General features: G+C 51.5%; 12 protein-coding genes. 3 read left to right on the top strand and 9 right to left on the bottom strand.

The window, feature by feature from the left end; genetic code table 11:
* Positions 1–97 precede the first annotated feature (97 nt).
* On the top strand, positions 98–580 hold the full coding sequence (gene cpaA, locus J7E85_RS31040; protein WP_215163861.1) for a capreomycin N-acetyltransferase CpaA: 483 nt from the start codon (positions 98–100) through the stop codon (positions 578–580).
* Between the two features lie 142 nt (positions 581–722).
* Here cpaA and J7E85_RS31035 read toward each other — a convergent pair whose 3' ends face one another.
* The gene (locus J7E85_RS31035; protein WP_215163860.1) at positions 723–1,232 is read right to left on the bottom strand and encodes a GyrI-like domain-containing protein; all 510 of its coding nucleotides are present in this window, start codon (positions 1,230–1,232) and stop codon (positions 723–725) included.
* A 56-nt stretch (positions 1,233–1,288) separates the two neighbouring features.
* Positions 1,289–2,239 (bottom strand): helix-turn-helix transcriptional regulator, encoded by a 951-nt coding sequence (locus J7E85_RS31030; RefSeq protein WP_215163859.1) that lies wholly within the window; start codon positions 2,237–2,239, stop codon positions 1,289–1,291.
* A gap of 275 nt (positions 2,240–2,514) precedes the next feature.
* Between J7E85_RS31030 and J7E85_RS31025 the strand changes: the two genes are divergently transcribed.
* Positions 2,515–2,997, top strand: a complete 483-nt coding sequence (locus J7E85_RS31025; RefSeq protein WP_215163858.1) for a PH domain-containing protein — start codon at positions 2,515–2,517, stop codon at positions 2,995–2,997.
* Positions 2,990–4,663 carry a PH domain-containing protein gene (locus tag J7E85_RS31020; protein ID WP_215163857.1) on the top strand — a complete coding sequence of 558 codons (1,674 nt, stop codon included), beginning with the start codon at positions 2,990–2,992 and terminating at the stop codon, positions 4,661–4,663. Before J7E85_RS31025 ends, J7E85_RS31020 begins: the two co-directional genes overlap by 8 nt.
* Here J7E85_RS31020 and J7E85_RS31015 read toward each other — a convergent pair.
* The 7 genes from J7E85_RS31015 to J7E85_RS30985 all read right to left on the bottom strand — a co-directional run bounded on the left by J7E85_RS31015 (position 4,658) and on the right by J7E85_RS30985 (position 22,355).
* A complete protein-coding gene (locus J7E85_RS31015) occupies positions 4,658–5,296 on the bottom strand; it encodes a TVP38/TMEM64 family protein (protein WP_215163856.1) in 639 nt (212 codons plus the stop codon). The genes J7E85_RS31020 and J7E85_RS31015 overlap by 6 nt on opposite strands.
* Positions 5,297–5,500: 204 nt before the next feature.
* Positions 5,501–8,431 (bottom strand): family 10 glycosylhydrolase, encoded by a 2,931-nt coding sequence (locus tag J7E85_RS31010; protein WP_215163855.1) that lies wholly within the window; start codon positions 8,429–8,431, stop codon positions 5,501–5,503.
* Between the two features lie 300 nt (positions 8,432–8,731).
* Positions 8,732–12,841, bottom strand: a complete 4,110-nt coding sequence (locus J7E85_RS34705) for an S-layer homology domain-containing protein (RefSeq protein ID WP_215163854.1) — start codon at positions 12,839–12,841, stop codon at positions 8,732–8,734.
* Positions 12,842–13,063: 222 nt separating this feature from the next.
* Positions 13,064–14,059 (bottom strand): Gfo/Idh/MocA family protein, encoded by a 996-nt coding sequence (locus J7E85_RS31000; protein WP_215163888.1) that lies wholly within the window; start codon positions 14,057–14,059, stop codon positions 13,064–13,066.
* Positions 14,060–14,098: 39 nt separating this feature from the next.
* On the bottom strand, positions 14,099–14,425 hold the full coding sequence (locus J7E85_RS30995) for an antibiotic biosynthesis monooxygenase family protein (protein ID WP_215163853.1): 327 nt from the start codon (positions 14,423–14,425) through the stop codon (positions 14,099–14,101).
* 230 nt (positions 14,426–14,655) lie between these two features.
* Complete coding sequence (locus J7E85_RS30990; protein WP_215163852.1) at positions 14,656–20,781, bottom strand: phosphodiester glycosidase family protein; 6,126 nt, start codon at positions 20,779–20,781, stop codon at positions 14,656–14,658.
* Between the two features lie 479 nt (positions 20,782–21,260).
* Positions 21,261–22,355: a CapA family protein gene (locus tag J7E85_RS30985; protein WP_215163851.1), complete on the bottom strand. Its 1,095-nt coding sequence runs from the start codon at positions 22,353–22,355 to the stop codon at positions 21,261–21,263.
* Positions 22,356–22,547: the final 192 nt, after the last annotated feature.

The following is a 22,547-nucleotide window of genomic DNA, read 5'->3' as shown; positions in this document are numbered from 1 at the left end:
CCGGCCATGTACGCGGAAGAGAAGGTTTTTTACGTTTCCAAATCGAAATATAGTATATGGAAGAAACCTATATCAACAAACCCAAAGGATGAGAATCATGCCTCTTCGTATCACGGCCATGACCGAAACGTATGCCGATCAAATTATGCAATGGATCTATGAACCTCCCTATGACTTCTACAACAGCGAGCCGGATGAGGAGTTTCGGAAAGAACTCCTTGAGTGTTCGTATTACGCCATACTCGATGAGGAAGGGCAGCTCTTCGGCTTTTGCTGCACAGGCTCATCTGCCCAAATTCCGATTGCGATCCCGTTAGGTGCATATGACGAGGATCTGCTGGATTTCGGACTTGGCATGAAACCGGAATCGACCGGACAAGGTCGGGGAAAAGAGTTCCTCTCTTTTGTGCTGTCATCCATCGCTGAAATTCACAATCGTACATCGTTTCGGCTGACCGTTGCCAAATTCAACGAACGAGCCATTCGCTTGTATACCCAGCTGGGCTTCTCGGAAGTAACATCGTTTGATTATGGCGGCACTACGTTCATAACGATGATTAAGAAACCAGTCTCGGGATAGTGAAATAAAGAGGGTGATCCCACTGTAGGATCACCCTCTCATTCATTATTGGCCAATATCGCGTATTCCCGGATTGAGTCGTTTTACCGAAGAATCGTCGTTTCCACTCCAAGCAATGGAGCCGTCTACCGATTCATAACGGCTATTCAATGGCGATGTAGACGTCCACCACAGTATAGGCAGGATCAAACTGCCGCATATCATAGCGTTCGTAATCGCCGGTATACGTCCTTTTTTCGGCTGATTGCTGGAAGTAACTCCAAATTTCATGCCACACCTGCGGAACGATTTCCATCAAAGGGCCACGTCTTGTCCGGAATACCATGTACTTGGCTGCCGGGACGGACGCCTGCTTCAGTCCCTCCGAAGAGGCTGCAGCAGCCATGTCTTCATCTATCCTGTTCCCGATAATCAAGGTGTACGCCCCGGATGCATCGCTTTCGTAATCCGTGTACAACGCATATATGGCTTGATCCTTATCAGATAACTGTGCCTGCAAACCGCTTTGGAAATACCGGTCCCATAACTGCGGTATCTTGCCTTGCGGTCCTGCCTCCGCTTCATTCGTCGTTCGAACGCCGACACCCTGAATGGACATGGCGGGTCTAACTTCTATAAATCGTTCACTCTGATTCTGATTGCTATCACTCATGTGTATCCTCCTTAAAATGTGAATATATCTCTATTCTAAAGAGGTAACGTGGACATCTATCTGTCCTGGTTATCGTAGCGCTGCATAATCAATTGCGCTCTTCGCTTCACTTCCTCGGCCGCTTCACCCGGCTGCTCAACCAGCACCTGATCACCAAAGCTTAGAATCATGCCGTAAAACCACTCATCCAATTTGTATAACACTTGAACGCGTAATGAGCCGTCCGGGTTGACGGTCACTTGTTCCGGCGGAAAAATATCCGCCACCCGCTGACGCGCGGCTGCTTCGAATAGCAGCATAGTCTGCTGCTCCAGCGCGCTCGACCAAGAGGAATCCCATTCCAATCGTTCCATGCTCGGTATCATTCTTGTCTCCGAAGTCTCATGCAGCATCTCGATATGCTGCATGCGCGATAATCGAAAGATTCGATGGTCTTCCCGCTCCAGACAAAAGGCTTGTACATACCAAATATTTCCCTTCAGAATCAGGGATGCCGCTTCAATGGTTCTTCGCTCCGCATTGCCCTGATTATCGATATACTCCATCACGACCCTGCGCTTTTCTTGAATAGCCTTTTTGAGCAAGCTCACAACGGGTTTCAGTCCTTGACGCTGCCCCCAAGGCTGAAAGTCCATGACCACAGGTTCCCTCCGATATTCATCGTCAAGCCCCTGTTCTACCCTATGCAGCAGCGCCTTTACCTTCTCAAGCAGGATACCCATCTGCTGATCATCCAGTGCGCTGCTCATCCCTTTGACGGCTGTAACCAGCGCACTCATCTCCTCAGCGGACAGCCAGTACTTGTCAATCATATAATGCTCCATAATTTCAAACCCGCCGGATATTCCCTGGTGGGCAACAATCGGGATCCCGGCTTGGCATAGCGTATCCATATCGCGATATATGGTTTTGCTTGATACTTCAAACCGATCGGCCAACTCCTTGGCGCTCAGTCTCCCCCGGTTCAGAAGCAGGACGGTTATGGCTAATAGCCGGTCTATTTTCATTACATGCTACCCCTTAATTCTCAGTCATTTCATTATACAGGTAAGCAGAAAAAACTCTATCGTGTTCGGCAGATTCCTTAACTCAAGTTTAACAGATTCGAGGTGTGTTCATGCAACCGTTAGGTCAGGTTCAGATGACCGTTAACCTGTTATGCTACAATGATAAGCACGGCAAGCAAATCAGAGGCGGGGTGAAACGAACCTTCTCCAAGCAACGTAAACATACATAGATGCAAGAACTGCTCGAATTTGTAACATCTAGGAGGAACATACATATGGACAATCGACTTGACGCCATGCGCAGGTGTCACCCGGACTCCGTAACGATCTCACGCATAACGGGTTTCATTACGGATGGGGTTATTCTACTCGCTGCAGCAGCCTATCTAATTATGGCTGCTATATTCGGGTGGACCCTGATACCGGGCTGGATCACCATCGGACTTCTGGTTCTCGGGGCCTGGTTTACTTGGGCTGTGCCCTCTTTCACCTACAAACAATTCGGCTTCAAGGTAAGCGAGGAAGAATTGGAGCTTCGCTCCGGCTGGATCTGGCTCAGTGACACCCTTGTCCCGATGACGCGGGTACAGCATGTCGAGCTGGAACGGGGACCGCTCCTTCGTAAATATGGCTTAGCCAAGATAAAGGTCGTTACCGCCGCAACGACTCATGTCATCCAGGCGCTCAAGCTGGAAGAAGCAGAGGAACTGAAAAAACAGATCGGCGAGCTGGCCAAAGTGGTGGATCACGATGAATGAACCGACAAGACTTCACCGCCTGTTCATCCTGTTCCCGCTCGTAGGCAGTGTAAAATCCCTCATTCCCATCGCCGCTCTGGTATCCATCAAATTCCTTAACGGGAAATCACTGCGTGACATCCCCTGGTACTGGCTGTCCGCCGTCATCGTCATCCTGGTCTCTTTTCTGCTTCTGTACGGGTATCTAAAGTGGAAACGCTTCGTCTATACGTTAGAAGAAGACAAAATCCTCATCCGCCGCGGCGTTCTGTTCCGTGAGGAGTTGTCCATCTATACGGGCCGCATTCATTCCATGAATATGGAGCAGCCCTTGCTGCAGCGCATACTGGGACTTACCCAGGTCCGAATCGAAACGCCGGGTAAAACGGAAGGTGGCGGCATCCTGCCTGCCATCACCAATAGCGAAGGCGAGCGGCTGCAGCGCTGGCTGCGTGAACAAACCCGAACAAGACAGACGGAACGGGAGGCCCACCAAGCTCATGAAAGTTCCGATCCATCCGATTTAAGCTTTCACGCTCCGAGCGAGAGGCCATCTGTTCAACCATCGGAAACCCGGGAGAATCACGAATCCATTCAACCATCGAATCAGAACATGGAATACGGAAGCGGTCTTTTGGAGGATTCCGATTCAGGCGCCTTTAGCAGAAAGAATACAAGCGATCCAATCACGGCAAAAGAGGAACGCAGCACGCTGCTCCAACTATCCTCCGGACGCCTGCTCATTGCCGCGCTCTCCTCGCCCAACCTGTCGCTGGCTTTAGCCTTTGTGGGCGGTATTTTATCTTTTGCCGATGACCTGCTCCCGGATCGGATATATCAATCGCTGTTTCAATCGGCAGGGAAGCTGTTGCCTGGCAGTTGGATCAGCATTGCCGCTGTGGCGCTCATCGTATCCTGGCTGCTCTCCGCCGTGCTCTACACGATCAAATATGCGGGATTTACCGTCGAGCGCATCGGGAAACAAATCTCGGTCAGCTGCGGTCTGCTGGAGAGAAAAAGACTGCTCTTCTCTCCCGAACGAGTGCTGGCCATTACCGTGAAGGAAGGCGTATTCCGGCGCTGGTTCGGTTACGCTGAAGTGAAGGTTCATGTGCTAACGTCCGAATCCGACAAGCATTTCATGCTTCATCCTCTACTGAAGACCGCAGATATTCCAGCACTGCTGAATCGGGTTACGCCTCAATTCAGCGCTCAGGCTATTACCGCTTCGCCGCCGCCCCGCGCAAAATGGATGTACTTGCGGTGGAAGCTGGCTTTTGCCGCGGTAGTTAGTGCCGCGTGCATTTGGTATTTTGACGGGCTCGGTTTGTTATCGCTTCTGCTCCTTCCGCTCTCGTTAGCTTGGGGACTCCTTTCGCACCGGGATTCCGGACTTAATGTAACGGACAAACAGCTAACGATCCGCAGCCGTTTCATTGCAATGTCCACCAGATATATACGCAGGCCGCAGATTATCGCCATGGAGGTTAGCGGTACCCGCCGACAGCGAAGAAGAGGGCTTCTGTCTCTGCAAGTGAAGATGATATTCAGCGAGATCAACGAAAGTTTAAGCGGAATGGATCAGCGAGAGATCGAGGCTGTTCGGGCTTGGTTCCAAAAGAAAAAGGGCGAGACCTCCGCATCTGCTGAACGGAGTGGTCCCACCTCATCAATTGAGCAGCTATAACCGTTTGGCCTCCGTTCTTCCTGAACGGCCAAAGCCTGAGAACCGGTAAACCAGCAGGGTTATCACAAGAAATACGCTATATACGCCGATGGTGATGATGATGTGGGAAGGGTCTGTCATGAGATGATCCCCCACCATCGAGAACAGCAGCATGGCTGGGATTTTGCCTAACGCGGACGCGATACTGTATGATGCGAACGTTACCTTGCTGAGAGCCGCGTACACATTGATGACAATAGAAGGAATAAACGGGATCAACCGGGTAAACAGGATGGTCAAAAAGGCGTTCCGTTCGAACATTGTTGTCATTTTTCCCAGCCTGTTATAACGGTAAAGCACCCGGTCGCCCCATTCCTGATAACCGTATCGGATGAACATAAACATAAGGATGGAAGCGGCGGTGGAGCCGACCCAAGTGACGATTCCGCCGATGACCGGCCCCAGGGCGGCACCGATAACGCCTCCTACCACCGGATAAGGGATCACCGGAAACAAGGCCATGATGACGGCCATGAACATCATCAGCGTGATACTGTCTGTCGATCGAATCCATACCAATATGGCATCGCCATAAAAGTAAACAAGACCACCTATGGCGGCATAAATCAACGCCAATCCTAATTTCTTGAACATACACCACACTCCAGGTCATAATGCACCTATTGTATCACGTAGCATGTCCATTGGAACAAGCGCAAAAGGGACATCCCAAGGCTATAAGCCGGGATGTCCCTTTTGCTTGAAATGGGCTTGCCATTCCCTGAAAGCCACATCTTGCTAGGGAAGTGGAACAGCCGTTAACCGGTAAGGATTAGATCCTATCGCGCTCATGTCAACTCACGGTTTGTTCGGTTTCCCCGGTGGCTTTCCAGGCTTGCCGGTTTGTTTCACTTTCACCGTGACCGGTTTGCTTGCGGCACTCTCGTTATGCAAACGATCGACAGCCGTCACGACATAAGTGTAGGTTTGTCCCGCCGCTACGGTATGATCAACAAAGGACTGCGTCGTACCAGCGGTTTTCCTGAGGGTTCCTAACAAATGCGACGGATCTTGAACACTGCCGGCGCCTCTGCCATCAAAACGATAGACCGCATAATACGTCTCATCATCTGTCGACCTCCAGCTTAGCTTCACACCATCCTGCTCATGATCAGCCTTCGGCTTCTTGGGCGCAGTCGGCGCTTCCGAATCGATCCAAGGCATCGCGGGGATCAAGGCCGGATATCGATACAGATCGTTCTTTAGTCTGTCCGTAAATCCGAGTGCATTATCCTTAAACCATTTGGAGCTGAAGTACATGCTGCCCCGGACTTCCTCAAAGTTGCGGTTGTAATGGATCTGGTTCGGCATCTCTTCGGGGTTGGACCAATCGGCATTCGACCCGATTTTATATACGGCTTGTCCGCTGTATAGATGAACGTTCTTGCCGGACACGATCCCGCTCCACCAATCGATCAGCTTATCGTAAGCGGCAGCGGAATAACCGATATTCCAATAAATCTGAGGCGTGATATAATCGATCCACTCTTCTTCAACCCACTTCTTCGAGTCGGCATAGATGGCATTGTAACTCTCAAGACCATTGGTTTCAGAGCCGGTTGGATCGCTGGATTTATTTTTCCAGATACCAAACGGACTGATGCCGAATTTCACGTAACTCTTCTCTGCCTTGATGGCTTCGTTCACGTTCTGAATGAATTGATTGACGTTATTTCTTCTCCAGTCTCCCTTATTCGTAAAGGAGCCTTTGTATTGGTTAAAGGTGTCCGTATCCGGGAAATCCACGCCGGTTACGGGATACGGGTAGAAGTAATCGTCAAAATGCACGGCGTCGATGTCGTAATTCCGAACGACCTCCATGATGCCGTCGATAATAAACTGTTGCGCTTCCGGTATTCCTGGGTTGAAATACAGCTTGCCGCCATATTCTTCAACCCACTCCGGATGCTGCCTGGCCGGGTGGTCTGCTACAAGTTTGTTAACGTCTCCTTGAAGACTGATGCGGTATGGATTAAACCAGGCATGAAACTCCATGTTTCGCTTATGGACTTCCTCCAGCAGGAATGCCAGCGGATCGTACCCCGGATCTTTGCCCTGATCTCCCGTCAGCCATTCTGACCATGGCCCGTAATTGGACGGGTAGAATGCGTCCGCCGTCGGCTTGATCTGCATAATGACCGCATTCATTCCCGCATCCTCCAACTGATCAAGCAGGCTGATAAACTGCTGTTTCTGCTGATCCGGATCGGTGACTCCTTTGGCTGGCCAGTCAATATTGTCGACGGTTGCAATCCAGGCCGCTCTAAGTTCGGCTTTCGGTTGCTCAGAAGCTTTATTCACCGTGATGTAGAGGGAACTGGTCTTTCCTTGGAATGTGGCTGTTACTCTAGCGGAACCTATCTTCAAGCCGGATACCACTCCTTTATCATCGACAGTGGCCACATCCGGATGACTGCTGGTAAACGTAACGCCTTCCGTTATGATCACAGGCTCCTCCAGCCAGGAGTAGATTGCGGACACCGCCGTCTCGAAGGAATCTCCTACCGTAACCGCTGTAAGACCTTGAAGTTCGATGCTCTGCAGAACAGGAACCGGGTCCGTCACTGTAATGGCATGCTGTGCGGTTATTCCGCGGTACGAAGCGGTAATGTCTGCCGTTCCTGCAGAAATTGCGGTCAATTGACCGGCTTGATCTACCGATACAACGCCTGGTTGATCGCTTGCATAGCTAATTCCTTCAGTCAGCCATACAGGGTCCGTCTGGTTTCCGTATACGGAGTAAACCACACTGGTTCGCATTTTTCCAGTAAGACTGGTCTCCATATGAAGCGGCCCGGATAACAGCAATTCTCCAGGGGCTGGCACATCCTGCGTAATATGAAGCTCATACTGAGCTTTCGGTGCATCTCCGTATTCAGCTGTTATGATTACCGTTCCCGGCGCCAATGCTTCAATGGTGTCGTATGTAGCGCCCGTAACCGTAGCGATGTTGTTGTCACTGCTGGTGAGTTTCACGCCGGTTGTTAATAATGCAGGTTCCGTTTGTCCTTCATAGGTTGCATATACTTGGGGCTTCACCGTCTCTCCTACGGCCATGGGCGTCAGCCCACCAATATCGAGCCCGTACACCTGGGAAGCCGTATAGAATGCGGACAGCCTGTCGAAGTATACGGTACCTTTGTTTTTATTCGTATCTTTTAATTCGGTGATATAGATTTGATTCACTTTGAGATGAGCCTTGATGGTAGAGGGGACGTTAAATTTGACGTATTTCCAGCCCTTCCAGCTAAAACCGGAGGTAGACGTTAAATCCACGGCATGCTTGCCGCCGGAAGCGTCCTGAAGCTGAGCCCGGAGCCAATGATTCCCGCCATCGCCGTAAACCCATAAACCGAGTGCAATCGGTGAACCGGGGACGCTTCTGCCGGTAGAACCGTCCGGATCTTTGAAGTTGAGATAAGCCGCCGAGGTACCGGATTCGCTGCCCACAAAATCATACGTTAGAGCTGCAGCGTGATGTCCATAATAGATTGGTTCCGGCCTCCCCACTACATCCAGCTGAGCCTTTCCCCTTACGGAGGTTGCGGACATATTTGTTACCGATTCGAAATTTTCAATCACAACAGCGCGTGGATCTCCGGCGTTTGCGTCTGCATCAACGGAACTGCTGCCCCATGCAGAAACAGCTGTACTGAACATCATCGCTAACGCCAGCGTCATGCACAGGATCGACCTGCTGCTTCGATAGACATGTCTTCTGGTTTTCATTCACTAATTCACTCCCTACTTTTATGAATGCGCTTACTATTCGTTGAACCCGAATACGATTACGATTCGAATCGGCGCCCCCCACCTCCTATCTCTGTCGCTAAAAGTAGATGATCGGCATGGATTCGAACACACGCGTTCATCTCTACCTCTATCATATTGAAATTTTATTTCAAATTTCAATAGTTTTTATAAAATATAATTTTATATTTCGAGCAGGGATTTAAGCTGCCATGGCGTATGGAATCGCAAAAAAGAAGCCAACACGGGACAATCCCCCGTGTTGGCTTCCTGATTCATTCAGTTCACGTGTTCAAGAAGTCCGATAATCAGCGTCACGGCTTCCGCCCGTGTTGCGAATTGCTGTGGTGCGAAGCGATTGTTACCCACACCGCCCACAAGTCCTGCATCAACCGCAGTCGCAATATACGGCGCAGCCCACTTCGGAATTTCCTTCGTATCTTTAAAGGTCAATTTCGCTACCGAGTCGGGATTTATTCCGCTGGCACGAACGATCATCGCTACCAGCTCGGCCCGGTTCAGCGGCTTATGCGGACTGAAGGAGCCATCCTTGTAACCGCTGATGATGCCTGCTGCCACGCCTTGCGCTACAGCATCCTTGGCCCACGAAGGAATCTTGCCTGCGTCCGTGAACGTAAGCTTAGTCCCGACTTCGGTCAGATGCAGCGCGCGGCCCAGCATAGCCGTGAATTCAGCCCGCGTAACCTGTTGATTTGGCCTGAAGGTTCCGTCCCCATATCCGTTGACAAAGCCTGCTGCCACGGCCTTATCGATGGCTGATTTGGCCCAGTGCCCCGCAGTATCCTTCAGCGCCGGTGGATTCGCATTACCCGAATCCGTGCCCGGGTTGCTTCCAGGCTGAGAACCTGTTTCCGATCCGTTACCCGGGTTCGTTCCATTCCCGGCACCTGAACCGTTCTCCGAGCCTGATCCTGAGCCACTTCCTGAACCGGAACCAGGATTATTTCCTGAACCAGAGTTGCTTCCTGATCCTGGATTGGATGTGCCAGGACCCGGATTTGGTGTTCCTGGACCTGGTCCCGGACCTGGAGTTCCTGGATCAGGATTCGGCGTTTGAACATCCTTCTTCACGATGCCGAATTGATCAATGATAAATGGCTGTGCACCATTAAGGTTCTGATCAATTTCATAGATGACCGCGGTCAGCTTGCCGCCATCGATCGTAATACCGACGAAATTTTGTACCTGGCTGCGTTTCGGACGCCGGTTATCGCTCGAATCCGGGCCGTATTTGGCCGCATGATTTTCTTCCGCTCGTTCGAACAGTCCGTAGTATGTTTCCCCAAGCTTCTCGCTCGGATTCTTATAATAAACTTTCGGTCCTGCGGTTGCCGGAATCAAATAGATCGTACCGTCAGGATTAACCGTGTATTCCAGCTTCTCGCCGTTTAGCATCTCCGTAATCTTCTCCGGCTCTGCCGCTTTGCCGTCAGCCTTGATCGGTTTGGTGCGGGCATAAATATGATCATGACCCTGCAATACAAAATCAATGCCGAGCTCTGCCATTAACGGAGCAATCTTGGACCGCACGCCGTTAGCTCCCATAATATCGGAGTCCGTCGCATGATTCGATGTGGTGTACGGGCCTTTATGAATATTGACAATCACCCACTCCGCTCCGGCTTTTTTAGCCTTCTGTACATCTTGTTTGAGCCATTCCACTTGCTCGACAGAGAAATTATCGTACACGTCCGAGTCCTCATTGGAATTCAACACAACGAAATGCGCGTTGCTGTAATCGTATGAGTAATACGCTCCGGTCTCGGTTGCCGAATGGTCCGGCTGCTGTACATTGAAATGCTCGATAAAAGCGTAGTTCTCATCCTCGTGGTTACCCGCGGATGGCACCAGCGTCGTATGGAGCAAGCTTTCCTGCGAATGCCCTAACAGCCAGTTCCACTGTTCTTCCTTGACGCCCTTGTCTACAATATCGCCGTTATGGACGACGAATTGCGCTTCCGGCACGGTAGCCAGCGCCTTGGCCAGTGTCTCGGATGAAAGCACCGCTTCATCCTCTTCCTTCGCCTGCGTATCAGCCAAATCAATGAACGCGAACGCCCCTTTCTCCGGCGCAGTCCGGAAGGTTCCCGTCTCACTCCAAACCCCAAGCGCCGCATCGCCTACGCGGAATTCGTAGGACGTATTGGGCTTGAGCTTCGTTGCTTCCGCTTTATGCACAAGTTCTGCTGCTGAATTAGTAGAGGCAGCTGAACGTCCTTGGAACGTGATCCCATTCGTAAAGTCAGGAGCGACAGCAGACTTCTCCACGATCTGAAGGTCACTGCCTGTCACCTGCTGGGATGTATACCAGGTGAAACCCTTGGATGTTTTGGCATCGCCGTGGAACGTAACCGTCACTTTGCTCACTTTTTCCTGAACAGGATCCGGCTTCGTCTCCTTCATGATTCCAAACTGATCCACGATAAACGGCTGCGCGTTGTGCTGATTCTGATCGATTTCATACGTCACAGCTGTCAGCTTACCACCGTCGATCGTAAACCCGACAAAGTTCTGAACGTGACCTCTGGCAAGGCTGGTTGTATTTCCGTACTGGCGGGCGTGGTTCTCTTCCGCGCGCTCAAACAAATTGAAATACGTTTCACCCAGCTCCGGCTTTTGGTTCTTGAAATAAACCTTGGCTCCTGCGGTGGCAGGAATCATGTAGATGGTTCCATCCGGCTTAACTGCGTATTCGATGCTCTGCCCATTAAGCGTCTCGGTAATTTTCGTGACATCCTCGGCGGTTCCGTCGCTCTTGATCGGCTTCGTCCGCGCATAGATGTGGTCATGGCCCTGCAGCACCATATCAATTCCCAGCTCGTTCATCAGGGGAGCAATTTTGTTTCTTACTCCGTTCGCGCCAATGATGTCGCTGTCGGTTGCGTGATTCGAAGTTGTATACGGCCCTTTATGGATATTGACGATAATCCAGTCTGCGCCGGCAGCCTTCGCTTGCTCCACATCCTGCTTCATCCACGCCACTTGCTCTGCAGAGAAATTTGCGTACTCGGACGAATTCTCATTGGAGTTAAGCACGATGAAATGCGCATTGCTGTAATCATAAGAGTAGTATGCGCCAGTAATCGTCGCAGCGTTGTCCGGCTGCTTCACATTAAAATGCTCATAGAAGGCGTAATTCTTATTCTCGTGATTCCCTGCGGACGGGGCAATCGTTGTATTCAAAAGGCTAGATTGCGAATGACCCAGCAGCCAGTTCCATTCCTGCTCCGATGTGCCGTTCTCCACCACATCTCCGTTGTGAACAACGAATTTGGCATCTGGAATAGTGGCAAGGGCTTTGGATAAGGTGGCCGCCGACAGTATCGCCTCGTCCTCTTCCTTCGCTTGCGTATCCGTCAGATCGATAAACGTGAAGGCGCCGCTGACAGGTGCCGTCTTGAAGGTGCCTACCTCGCTCCATACGTTCAGGCTCTGGTCCCCGACTCTGAAATAATAGGAGGTATCGGCCGTTAAACCTGTCGCTTCCGCTTTATGTACATGTTCTCCCGGAGAATTCGAAGAGACGGAAGTAAGACCACTAAATGCTAGCGCCTGACTGAAGTCCGGCGCGGCCCCGCGATTCTCTACAACCTGGACATCGCTTTGGGAAGAGCCCAGCGGCGTATACCAGGTAAATCCTTTCGCGCTTGTTGCGTCTCCATGGAAGGTTACCGTTACCTTGGAAATATCCAGTGCCGGTGCCTGCGCTAACGCGGTAAGCTCCATATCGAAATACAGATCCGAGCTGCTGTCGCTCTGCTGATGGATCTCGACCGCAATTTCATTATTGCCGTCCTGCAAATATGTTTTCAGCGGCTCGGTCAGGTCCACGTCCCCATATATAACGGGCAGGTCCTTGCTCGAGGTCGCCTTCGTGTCGTATGTGATCTCGCCGTCCGGCATGCCCATGCGTCTTACTTCATGGCCATTGACGTAGAGCACGGCGCCGTCATCAATGCCAAACGTGCCGAGAATCTGGCCGTAACCGTCAATTTGGTCCTTGCTGACTTGAAGATTCGTTCGGAAATACGTCGTGCGGTGCTTGAGCTTTTTATCCGCACCGTAGTCTACTTCGGTGGTAAGCGGACCAAACTCCGCGGTTGTTATGCCGCTTCCGTTATCTTTATAACCGAAAGGAGCCAATCCGGATTCCCATGAGGAATCATCGTAGGTGGAACGCCATACGGTTGTTAAATCTTGGCCCTGATCAAAATACTTCCACTCCGCATTGCGCTGAAGTAAGATATCAGGCTGATCCTGCGTTGCTGCTTCAACAGTGGATGACGATCCGATTCCTGCAAATAATCCAAACACTAACGCTGCGGATAACAGCATGGATAATAGCCTTTTGTTCAGATGAGTAATCATGTATTCTCTCCTTTATGATGTTGGATGTGTGTGAAGCAAGACTGTCAAACAGCTCCAGCATAACAAGAGAAGATTAATGGCTTGTCATCCCAACGTAAAACTTATGTAAATAATGACATTGAGAACGCGTAATAATTCTGTTCACGTCATCTGAACTATAGCAGCAACAAAAAAAGCAGGGCGAGATGTTCTCTCGCACTGCTCCCTTATTTGCCAGACGGCTTAACCTTCCGAAGGATACTTCAGGCCCCACTGTCCCCGGATCTGATCCAGCAGCCTCATAATCGCAAGCGACTCATCGAGCGGCATCACATCGCTCTCAAGCCGCCCTTCCAGTAGACACCGCCCCACTTCATAAGCCTCGAAGCTATACCCTTTCTCCTGCCGGTCATCTGAAACAACCACCGGTTCCTCGCCATCTACATGAAGCGCAGCGGATGTTGCATTCAAGAAGGACGGAATGTGAATATACCCGTTGGTGCCATAAATATAAGCTTCATTCGTCAATCCAAGCCGGATCGCCCCGTTTAACGAAGCGGTCTTGCCCGATTCATAAGATAGAATAACCGAGAACTGCTCATCTACGCCCGTCTCACCGATATGCGCGGTACTCCATATCTTCTCCGGCTCGGTTCCAAAAATCATGGATGCAAACGACACCGGATAAATACCCGCATCCAGCAGCGCGCCGCCGCCAAGCTCCAAATTCAGCAAACGGCCCTGCGGATTCCAGCCGCTCCGAAAACCAAAATCGGCCTTCAGCAGCCGAACAGCGCCGATAAGTCCGTCGTTCAACCATTCGCGCACCTTTTGAATCGAAGGAAGGAAACGCGTCCACATGGCCTCCATCAGGAACAGCTTCTGCTCCCGTGCAGCTGCCACTAATTCCTCCAGTTCATCCCCGTTAATCGTAAAGGGTTTCTCGCACAGGACGGCTTTGCCGGCCTGAAGACACATTAAGGCATGATCCCGGTGCAGCGGATGCGGAGTCGCTATGTACACAACGTCAATATCGGGATCCTTCACGAGTTCCTCGTAACTGCCATAAGCCCGCGGTATATCATATTTAGACGCAAACTCTCCTGCATTGCTTGCCGTACGAGAGCCCACGGCCACAAACTGAGCGTTCTCCACATACGCCAGATCGGCTGCAAACTGCTCCGCAATCCAGCCTGTCCCCATGATTCCCCATCTGATCTTGCCCGGATTCTGTATCATCATTTACTCCTCCTCATCCTCTTCCTGGATTAGCCTTGCCTAAAGCTTGTAGAAGCTGTCCCTCTCCACTTTGCAAATTCGTAAGCCAAAGCTTTCATACCACTCGTTCTTGCCCCGTTCCTGGGCTACCTGATGAGCGGCATTCTCCTTCCATAAACGAATGGCCTCCAGGGAATCCCAGTACGATACCGTGATCCCAAGCCCCTCATCCCGTGCAGACTCCACCCCCAAATAGCCGGGCTGCTGCGCGGCGAGCTCTGCCATTTTATCAGACATCGCCCCATAACCCCGGTCACCCTCTGTTCGTTTGGACACAAAAATGCAGGCATAGTAAGGTGGCCTCGGCGTATTCGCGTATTCCGTCATTCTCTCTCCTTCTTTCCGGTTTCCAGATTAGCCATTAATTCGATTCATATTCGTTCATTGACCATGTCATCATTATATCGGAACTTCCGCCATTCTTTAACCTGTAAGAAAAATGTCTTTTGACGTTTATGCCGTAAAGACAGCCCTCGGTTAGTCTTAAGAAAAGAAACCGCCTCTCTCCTCTGTGATCATCTACAGGAGAAGAGAAGCGGTAGTCTGCCTTCTAGCCTTTACTTCAGTTTGTGCAACAGATTATAGATGACCTGCGCGCTTTCCGCACGCGTGGTCAGGCCTTCCGGTTCAAAGCGGCTCGGTGTACGGCCCTGAACAAATCCGAGGGCATGCGCCGTTTCTACCGCTTCCCGAACCCAGTCCGGGGATGAAGCAAGATCGGCAAAATCGCTGCCCGCGCTGATGTTCTCCTGCTGTAGTTTCATCGCGTGGGCATAAGCGCGCACCAGCATCGCCGCCATTTCCTGACGCTTGATCGGGGCATCCGGATCAAAACGGTCTTTGCTTATTCCATTCACGATGCCCGACCCGGCAGCTGCGGCCACAGCTTCTGCGTACCATTTGCCTGAATCTACATCGGCAAACGGCGCAGAGCTCTCTGCCTGAAGATCGAGCAGACGAACCAGCATCGCCGCAAATTCAGCCCGGGTCACTTGCTGAGCCGGTGCGAAGCGTTCCGTGCTGACGCCTTCGATGAGCTGCTTCGCTGCCAAATCGGCAATCACTTCTGCAGCCCAGAATGAAGATGGCACATCGGCAAAGGTTTTCTCATAATCAAGTAAACCATAGGCGCTGAAATGTCGGATTCCCGAAGTCATGCGGCCATCTTTTTCCACTCCGCCTATATACTCCAACTCACCATTATCGGACAAATAGTACATCGCTATTCTTTTGCCGTTAGTGTCATTAGATAACGGCAGTTCCAGCGTAATCGGATGATCGAATTCAGTTAAGTTGTAAGCTTTGCCTTCCGCTGTCGTCAGTTTAAGCTCGAACTCCAGCATGGCTCCGACTGCTGTCAGCTTCGCACCGGAAACGCGGGCAGCTTGCGCGATTCGCTCCTTCATCTCCGCATCCGATAACGTGGCGGCACTCAGTTTCATCGTGCTCTTCTCAAGCTGGCCAGGATCTGCAAGACCACCCAGCTGGCGAAGCACTTCGGCCGGGATCGTTATGACCAAATTCTTCGCTTCAATATGGATCGAACCATCCTTGAGTATGTCTGCTGCATTCCCCGGCAGCGTGATATCCGTAAAGCTTCCATTCATCGTGATTACAACCTGCCCGTTCGACAGCTGAGCTGCCAGCTCGCTCGCTGATAAGGTGACGCTGCCTGACGGCGGTGTCACAGGCGGGGTGACCGGTGGTGTTACTGGCGGTGTTACCGGCGGCTGCACGGGCGGCGTTACCGGTGGTGTTACCGGCGGCTGCACCGGAGGGTCTACCGGTGGCTCCGGTCCCGGATCAGGATTTCCCCCGCCCCGGGTGGTTACCTTCAAATCATATTCCGACTTGCCCCCTTCGTAAGTTGCCGAAATCACGGTCGCCCCTTCGGCCAATGCCCGGACTGAGCCTAACTCATCGATCGAGGCGATCTCTGGCTTACTGCTCTCGTAGGTTACACCTTCGATTAAGCGGATACGGCTGCCGTCGGTATAAACCGCCTCCGTGACGGTCTGATCGGTGTCCCCGACCTTCAGCTCGGATTTGCCGCTTAGGGCGATCGACTCTATGCTGCCGTTCGGAATTCGGTCCACCGTAATCTTCACATCCGCATAGACGTCCAGCGCTGTCGTGCTGGTCGCTCTTACAACCGCGCTGCCCAAACCATGAGCTGTCACGATGCCATCTGCTGATAGGGTGACGACATCATTTGCCGGTTCGGAACTGTATACAGACCATACAACGGTTCGTTCAGCCCTGCGCGGCTTCACTTGAGCCAGCAATTTCTGGCTCTCGCCCACAGCTAGCGTCAGCTGGTTTGGCGTTACTTCAATCCGCTGCGGCTCCGGCTTCATATCCGATTTCGCCAGCGTAAACTCATCCACGACGCGCCCGTCAACTGTTTTGGCTACATAATAAAGCTCGTCTCCCTCCACTTCCACGGAAGCGTACATCTGAGTCTTCTCTTCATCTACCACTTCATGCCAGCCCCGCTCCGTGTGAGAGTAGAATTTAGGTCCTGACGATCCCGCTACAACGTAGGTTGTGCCCTTCCCGTCCGCAGCAATCTGGTTGTCCATCATCGGATAGGAACGAATATAAATATGATCATGTCCGTTTAATACGAGATCCACGCCGAATTCCTCAAGCACCGGCGCCCACAGGCTGCGTACCTCGGCGGAATCATAAATGCTTCCGTAAGGTCCGCGGTGGAACATCGCGATGGTCCATTCCTTGTCATTGCCAGCCAGATCCTGCTGGAGCCACTTTTTCTGATCCTCCAACTGATACTCGCTGTTCAGCATAATGAAATGAATGTTCTTGTAGTCAAAAGAGAAATTCGTTCCCTCCAGGCTATCCAAGCCATTGCCGGGCTGGTTAAAGTGAGCCAGGAAGTCTCCATTCTCCTTATTCCCCATCACTTCATGGTTGCCGATGGCAGACACTAACGTCGTATTCAGGAAATGCTTCTGGGCTTCAGCGAACCAGTAGTTCCACTGCTCCTCCAGAAATCCCTTGTCCACCATATCGCCGGCATGGACCATAAATTCAGCGTCCGGATGCTCGGCTGCCGCCTTGTCGATCGTATTCCCCCACAGCTCAAACTCCTTCGCGGTAGATGCCTGGGAATCGGCAAAATACAGAAATTTCGTTGTATCTCCCCTAACCTCCGTTGTACTAAAAGAGCCTTGGGCACTGTAATGGCCTTGTCCATCACCGACACGGTACACATACTCTGTGCCTGGCTCAAGTCCGGCTGCCGTCGCTTTATGGACACGAACGGTGCCGAGATCCAAGGTATGGTACAGCTCGCTGGCACCCTCAAATTTCTGGACATTCGGCGCATCGAAATCCGTATATTCGGACCGCTTGGCCAGTTCCACGACGGTCCCATCCGTTGCCGGGTCCGTATGCCAATTCAACATCCGCGACGTGGTCGGGTCTTCGCCCATGCTCACGCTGATATTGAACGGTGTCTTGCTTCCTGCAAGCGGCGAAACCTTGAACTCCAATGCCGGACTGTATTGATTGCCTTTCACGGCCTGCACGGTATACGTCTTGACCTGGGACGTCAGCGCCGCCGTCTTCAGGATACCCGCAGTATCTGTAGTGCCTACTACCGCTGCGTCAGCCATGATCTGTACGCCTTCCACAGGCTGACCTTGGGCATCGGTCACTTCAAACACGGTTTCGTATCCCTGTACCGTTCCTTCCTCATTCCAGCTCAGCGCATAATGCGTTGCGATCTGCGATTCTATCGGAAGACCGTAAAACGAAAATTCGGTATTGCCCGTATCGGTGAAAGATACCGCTCCGGACGTGAGCGAGATGCTGCTGCTGCCGGTTGCGTTCTTTTTCACGTCGTACTGGATTTGGCCGATCCAATCCGTATCCTGCAGGGATGCGGTATGGATGTCCTTCCAGGTCACGCTCACCTTCCCGGTAGTACCGTCAATGTTCGCGCTAACCTGAGATGGACTCAGCTTATCTCCCGGTATGAGCGCCAGGTTCTCCACTTTGCTTGGATCGAATTGGAAATCGATATGCCCGCTGCGAATTTGAGAGGTCTTCACACCGCCGATATCCAGCGTGTAGCTGCCTCCTGCATAGATCGTATCCGGCGTATCATATACCACCTTGGCTGCGCCGGTATTTACGGTGAAGTTCCATTCCTCGGTCGTTTGGTTACCCGACATATCACGTACGGTTACCTTCGCCTGATGGACCCCATCAGCAAGCGGAACGTTCGGCGTGTAATGAATTTTTCCTTCCGGCGGATACAGGGTATGCTGTACCAGGCTGCCGTCCAGATGGAATCGGATTTTGTCCGGATCAATCAGCGTCGTTCCCGGGTGTGCGACAGGATCATAACCCGCATCCTCGGCATACACGGTTATGGTCGGCGTATTCACCTTGATCTCCTCACCATCAGCTGGTGAGAATTTCTTCAGAACCGGCGGATCGATATCGTCATTAGCCGGACCGTACAATGCACGAATTTCGTCCACGTAGATGGCACCGGCGTCTTTTTTCACGGCCTGGGTTTCCATATATCTTACAGGCATGTCCATCACCAGCGGAAGGGTTCTTCCTTTGGGAACGGACGCTTCGAGATACTTCCATCCCTTGAAATCAACACCAATCGTCTGATCGGTAAAATCGAGCGGGATAGCGCCCTTGCTGTCACGAATCTGGGCACGGAGCCAGTGCGCATTGCCGTCCCCGTAGACCCACATACTGATCTTCTCCGGATAACCCGGAATTTCGATATTGTCCGCTGTGCCATTCGTCTGCAGATAAGCGCCGGAGGTGCCTGTCATTCCGGTAAAATCATACTCCAGCTTCAATGCGCCATTCCCCGAACGAATGTAGGTCTCATTGGTCTCAATAGATACCTTGGTCGAATTATACTGCGCTCCGGCACTTGGTTTATAACGGCTAAGGCCATTCTCAAAATCCTCGAGCATCACCGGCGGAAGCCCCACATTCACATCAATGGAAGTTTCAACATTTCCGTATTTCACATGGATTTTGCCACTGACATCCTGCTTGTTCGTGGCAGTAAACGTTCCATTGGCGTCAATCGTCCCGATCTCGCCTTCGGTTCGCCATTCAAAACGACTGTTATCCGCCTGAATCACCTGTCCATTGCGAAGCGCCGTGACCTCGAGCGTCTCGGTAGAGCCGGAGGAGAAGGTCTTCACGGCGTCGGAGAATTTGAGCTCGGTCAGCTCATCGACGACTTCCAATGCGGCAGTTCCGGTCAGATTACCGGATTGCACGGATATCTCGGTCACACCCGGTTGATTCGCTCCCATAAACTTCCCGTTTGCATCGATCGTCCCATAAGCAGGGTCAACGCTCCATACCGCAGCCTCCGCCATTTTTGCCGGATGCAAATTCTGATCCACGGCTGCCGCCTTGAAGGTTCCAGAGGAGCCCGTCAGCACTCTCTCCAGTGTAGGCGCAACGACCAGTTTATTCGCTGCTCCTTCTGGCGCCTTGTTCACCAGCAAAATGCCGTTGGCCGTCTTGCGTTCGCCGCCATCCGATGGCGAGTTGAGCACCTTGCGCGTGGCTTCTCCCGGCAGGCGTGCAACGAAGGTAGCCGAACCGCCTCCATCCAGATTCAGTGCGTTTACCACACCAAGCTCTTGCAGCATTTCGCCAAGTTCAATGTAGTTAAGCCCTTCACTGAAGCCAGGCTGACGACCATCGACCTCGAACAGCACAACGGTTCCGTCCGCTTTGGTTCCCACCACCGTTCTTGGATGCACGGCCGGATCGGTATGCTGCTGGACTACGCCATCCTGCACCAACATCACCGTACCGCCAATCGCCATCGTGACATCCTTCCACTCGTTATCCAGCTCAAAACTCGCCATTACTTCATCCCCTGCCTGAAGTCCGGCAAGCTTGCTCCGCTGTGATCCTGATGCGGACAGAACCACTTGGTTGGAGCCGATTGGCGAGTTCCCCTGATCCTTAAGAACGGAGGCCACCTTCATCGTCAAGATCTCCCCGCTGGCGACCCTGCCGCTCTCGATATCCAGAATAACCTCGTCGCCAAGATTATTGGTCATCGTTGTGGCATTGAATTTTTCGGTATAAAGGACAAGGGCGTCCGTCCCTCTGAGACGATTGATGGATGATAGACTGCTTACCGCTCCGCCTATCGTCACGTTTTTCGTCAATTTTGGACTGCCGTACAGGCTGGTCCCGTCCGGCTTAATGCCAAAGGCGTTCCGGCCACTGGGCGGATCCGTTAATAACTCCCCGCCCCCCATAAACAATCCGAGCGGAATTCCGGTGGACATATCGTAAAAATCCCCGTTCACTGCCGCGATGACGCGGTTGCCTGCCTTGTCGGCATCGGATGCCATTTTGCTGACTCCCTGCATGCCGTAGACCTTGCCATCGGTGAGGCCGGGCTGAAGCTCCAGATTCCCTTGCGACGATGGATCAAACTCCACCATGTGGACCTTCTGCTCGCCACTGCCCTTTTGCATATTCGCCCATGTATATGTAGCCCCTGGCCCAATCTCCATCTGCCGCATATCAATGACCGATGATGCGGCGGCGACCGGGTCGGCTGCAGCAGCTTGTCCTGCGGGAAACAGCAGTGAAAGCAACATCACTCCGCTGAGCAGCGACGATATTCTCTTTTTGCTTTTTATCATGTACATTAATTCCTCCTTCTCTGTGTTTGGACTCTTGTTCCTCCCGGATGCACGTCCGTGAATGAAAGACCTACTCGGGAGTATAACGTTAGCTTGTTAATTCCACCTCCAATCTGTGTTAAGACGAAGTTAACTCTGCCGCTATCGGCTTTACATTCCGTCATTAGCTGGAAGGGCTGCAAAATGTATGCTTCCGCTTCGTAGTCACCGCTTCCAACGAACGACCGAAGTTAACCCGTCTTCTTTCCCTTATCATATTGAAATTTTATTTCGAATTACAATATGTTTTGTAAAACTTTATTTTATTTTTTAGGGCAGGAATTTCTGGCTGGATGGCGTAAGTACGGATTTTGTCGAATGCAGAGAATGAGAAAAAAATCCATACACCCGTTTCTGACATTTTTCACGTAGGTCTTCCCAGCGCACAAAAAAACAACCGCGTCCTATGGTTATGGCCGCAGTTGTTTATAAACTTCCGATTATTTTTTGGTGACATTGCCGTTGGCATCAATTTTTGCATTATAGGAGAGTTTGTTCAGTTTCGCGATGATGTCTTTGTTGTACTTCTTGTCCATCAGATTCGGTTGACCTTGAATAATTTTCACCGGTGTAATCCGGCTCGTGATCTTGGAGCCCTGGATTTCAAAATGGACCATCATCGACAGCAAGGTATTGTCACCGCCCCGGGTTGAGCGATTAAACACGAAGTTGCCCAGCGAATAATAAATCGGTTTGTTCTTGTAATATTCAATACCCATCAACGTATGGCTGTGGGAACCAATTATAATGTCGGCACCCGCATCGATCATCTTCTTCGCCATCGTGCGTGCATATTCTTCCGGATAGTCGGCAAATTCCTCATTCCAGTGGATGTACACGATCGTATAATCGTTTGTTTTTGCCGATTTCTTAATATGGGTCAACATCGGCTCCATTGTGTACGCGGAAGCAGCGCCCGGATGGTTCTTGCCCGCAATCCAAGAATTACCCGAGAGCACCCGGCTGACTCCCAGGACCGCAATTTTCTTCCCATCAATGTTCTGCACGTAAGGCTGGAAGGCCTCGTCAATATTGCGCCCGGCTCCCGTGTACCCGATCTTCTGGCGCTTCAGATGTGTAATCGTATCCAGCATCGCATGCTGCCCATAGTCCAGAATGTGGTTGTTAGCCAGCGTTACGCCGTCGATTCCTGCATAGACCAAGCCTTCAAGCGTATCCGGCTTCGAACGGAAAGCAAAGGTTTTATCCGCTGCCTTACCCCGAGTGGAGACCGGTGTCTCCAGATTGGCAAACGCCATGTCCGCTTTTTTCAAGATGGGGGCGACCTTCTTAAATGGGTATAGGTTCCCGAATCTATCAATCTGGCTCCCCACGTAGCCGTCCAACAGAATGTCACCTGCAAAAACAAGATCTATCGGTTTGCTCTTCGGCTTGGCTTGAGTGGTTGTGCCCGCTGTATCCTTGGTCTCCTGGACCTTGCTCTCAGTCTCTTTATCATTCGTGCCCGCTGCCGAAACGATGCTGACCGGGAGAATCATAACGATAACCAGAATGAGGCAAAATAATCTTTTCATATCGATGCCGCCTTTCCAAATAAGAACTTCTAAGAAGCTAGTCATTTACCACGTTTATCCTATCATAATTTGATATAAAAGGGTAATTCTATAAGTTGAACCATTTAATAGAATTAGATAATGAATTCTAACCAGTTAGCCCTTTCAGCACTACGCATGCGGATTATTCTTCCGATCCCTGTTGCCCCCAGA

Source organism: Paenibacillus sp. ISL-20 (assembly GCF_018613005.1).
Taxonomy (GTDB): domain Bacteria; phylum Bacillota; class Bacilli; order Paenibacillales; family Paenibacillaceae; genus Paenibacillus_AQ.
This window is presented reverse-complemented; position numbering and strand designations above follow the sequence as displayed.